This is a genomic window from Xanthomonas sp. SHU 166 (assembly GCF_000364685.1).
GTDB lineage: Bacteria > Pseudomonadota > Gammaproteobacteria > Xanthomonadales > Xanthomonadaceae > Xanthomonas_A > Xanthomonas_A sontii.
The window spans coordinates 1-2,699 of sequence record NZ_AQOJ01000830.1; the positions used below are offsets into that span (position 1 = coordinate 1).

The 2,699-nt window shown below is 71.4% G+C and carries 3 protein-coding genes; all 3 read right to left on the reverse strand.

The features are described from left to right. Window positions 1–307 precede the first annotated feature (307 nt). Window positions 308–1,045, reverse strand: a complete 738-nt coding sequence (gene lpxH, locus D180_RS18955; RefSeq protein ID WP_017914023.1) for a UDP-2,3-diacylglucosamine diphosphatase — start codon at window positions 1,043–1,045, stop codon at window positions 308–310. A gap of 100 nt (window positions 1,046–1,145) precedes the next feature. After that, a complete protein-coding gene (locus tag D180_RS18960; RefSeq protein ID WP_017914024.1) occupies window positions 1,146–1,670 on the reverse strand; it encodes a phosphatase PAP2 family protein in 525 nt (174 codons plus the stop codon). Then, on the reverse strand, window positions 1,654–2,699 hold a 1,046-nt coding region (locus D180_RS18965), incomplete at its 5' end, for a glycosyltransferase family 1 protein (protein ID WP_017914025.1). The genes D180_RS18960 and D180_RS18965, both read right to left, overlap by 17 nt.

The following is a 2,699-nucleotide window of genomic DNA, read 5'->3' on the forward strand; positions in this document are numbered from 1 at the left end:
TTCGCACCACGCCGCGCGCGTGGTCGCGGCGCTGCGCGGCCAGGAAACGCGGGTGGAGGACGGTGGCCTGGATGTGGGCGGTGTCGACGTCGCGGCCCGGATTGTCAGGCCTGATTGCGGACTGCCATGAGGTGGGCGGAGACGACCCGGTGCGCTGGGACGTCGTCATCGGCGGCCCTGCGGAATCTGGGGCCGAAGCGCTATTCGGCGCCGTCCTGCAGCCGCGCCGCGGTCGCAGGGAAATGCCTTGCCGCGAAGTGCCGGGTGCGCATCGGCGGGCTGCCCGCGGCCGCGCCGGACGCTGGCGCTAGAGTTGTTGCAGTTGGCAGCCCCGCGCGTCCACGCGCAGCACCGAACCCTGTTCGTACCAGTCGCCGAGCACGATGCGGGTGCAGGCGCGGCCCTCCACGTCCAGCGCATGCACCGCCGGCCGGTGGGTGTGGCCATGGATCATCCGCGCCACGCCGTAGCGGGCGAAGGTGGCGGCGACTTCGGCCGGGGCCACGTCGGTGACGGTCTCGAACTGCGCGCTGTCGTCCTGTTTCAACTCGGCCTGGCGCGCCTGGCTGGCGGCGCGCGCCTGCTGCGCGTAGGCGATGCGCGCGGCCAGCGGCTGCGCCAGGAACTGCTGCTGGAAGGCCGGGTCGCGGGTCTGCGCGCGGAACGCCTGGTAGGCGGTGTCGTCGGTGCACAGCAGGTCGCCGTGCAGCAGCAGGGTCGGCTCGCCGTACAGATCGATCACGCAGGGATCGGGCAGCAGGCGCAGGCCGGCGCGTCGCGCGTAGTCGGCGCCGAGCAGGAAGTCGCGGTTGCCGTGCATGAAGAACACCGGCACCCCGGCCTCGTGCAGCGCGTGCAGCTCCACCGCCACCGCATCGGCCGCCTCGGACGGCGTGTCGTCGCCGATCCAGGCCTCGAACAGGTCGCCGAGGATGTACAACGCCTCGGCCTGGCGCGCTTCCCCGCGCAGGAAGTCGAGAAACAGCGCGGTGATCGCCGGCCGTGCCGGGTCCAGATGCAGGTCGGAGATGAACAGCGTGGTCATTCGCCCATTGTAGTACCGCCGGGAATGGAGAAACGGGAATCGGGAATGGCAAAAGCCCTCGCCGTTCCTATTCCCTATTCCCGACTCCCCATTCCCAGCCTCATACCAACCACAACGACACGCCCGCCAACAACGTGCCGATGCCGGTGGCGGCGAGCACGTCGCTGGGGTAGTGCAGGCCCAGGACCACCCGCGACAGCGCCACGCAGACGATGAAGGGCACCAGCAGCGGCGCCAGCCAGGGGTAGTAGGCCAGGGCGACGATGCCGAAGGACACCGCGTGCAGGGTGTGGCCGGAGGGGAAGCTGAACTCGTCCAGCGGCGCCACCCAGGCGCGGATGCGCATATCGGCGGCGTATGGACGCGGGCGGCGGGTCCAGCGCTTCAGACCCTTGTACAGGCTCAGCGCGACCACGCCGGTGGCGGCCATGTGCGCGGAGGCGAACACGCCGTCCATGCCGTCGCACAGCACCAGCAGGGTCATCAGCGCGTACCAGAACACGCCGTCGCCGAGCCGGCTGATCGCCGAAAAGAAGCGCCGCACCGAACGCCGCCGGCACCAGTGGTTGGCGCGCCGGCACCAGCGGGTCTCGTGCCCGCGCAGGATCTCAAGCCGCGTCGACATGCGTCCTCCGGGTGTCCGCCAGTTGGTTGAGCAGGGCATCGAAATCGGCCACCACGCGCTCCGGGCGCAGTTGCTGCATCGACGCGCAGGCCGCCTCGCCGAGACGCTGGCGCAGCGCGTCGTCGCTGCCCAGGCGCAGCGCGGCGGCGATGAAGGCCTCGTCGTCGGCCACCGCCGCACCATTGATGCCGTCGCGCAGGTATTCGCGTGCCGCGCCGTAGTCGAAGGCGACGGTGGCGACGCCACTGGCCATCGCTTCCAGGGTCACGTTGCCGAAGGTCTCGCTGCGGCTGGGGAACAGGAACAGGTCGCCGCTGGCGAAATGCCGCGCCAGCGCGTCGCCGCGCTGGATGCCGCAGAAAATGAAGTCGGGATTCTCCTGCGCCAGACGCTCGCGCAGCGGACCGTCGCCGACCCAGACGAAGCGCGCCCGCGGACGCTGCTGCTGCAACTGGCGGAACGCGCGCACCGCCAGTGGCAGGTTCTTCTCCGAGGCGATGCGGCCCACGTAGAGCACCGCGCAGTCGTCGTCCTGCAGGCCCCACTGCGCGCGCAACTGCGGATCGCGGCGCTGCGGCTCGAACTGCTTGCTGTCCACCGCGCGCGCCAGCAGGCGCACCCGCTCGAAACCCTGGGTGGCGAGGAAGTCGCGCAGTTCGCGGGTCGGGACCAGGGTCGCCTGGGCCTGGTTGTGGAAGCGCCGCATCCAGCGCAGCGCGGTCGACTGCAGCCAGGCCGCGCCGTACTGCGGCAGGTACTCGTCGAAGCGGGTGTGGAAGCCGGTGGCGATCGGAATGCCCAGGCGCCGCGCGCTGCGCAGCGCCGACCAGCCCAGCGGGCCCTCGGTGGCGATGTACACCGCATCCGGCGGCGCCGCCTGCCACAGCTTGGTCAGGCGCCGCGGCGCGGGCAGGCCGAATTTCAGTCCGGGGTAGCGCGGCAGCGCCGCACCGCGCACCAGCCGCAGATCCGCCGGGTCGGCGTCGCCGGCCTGGCGCGGACGCACCACGTCGACGGTATGGCCGGGGG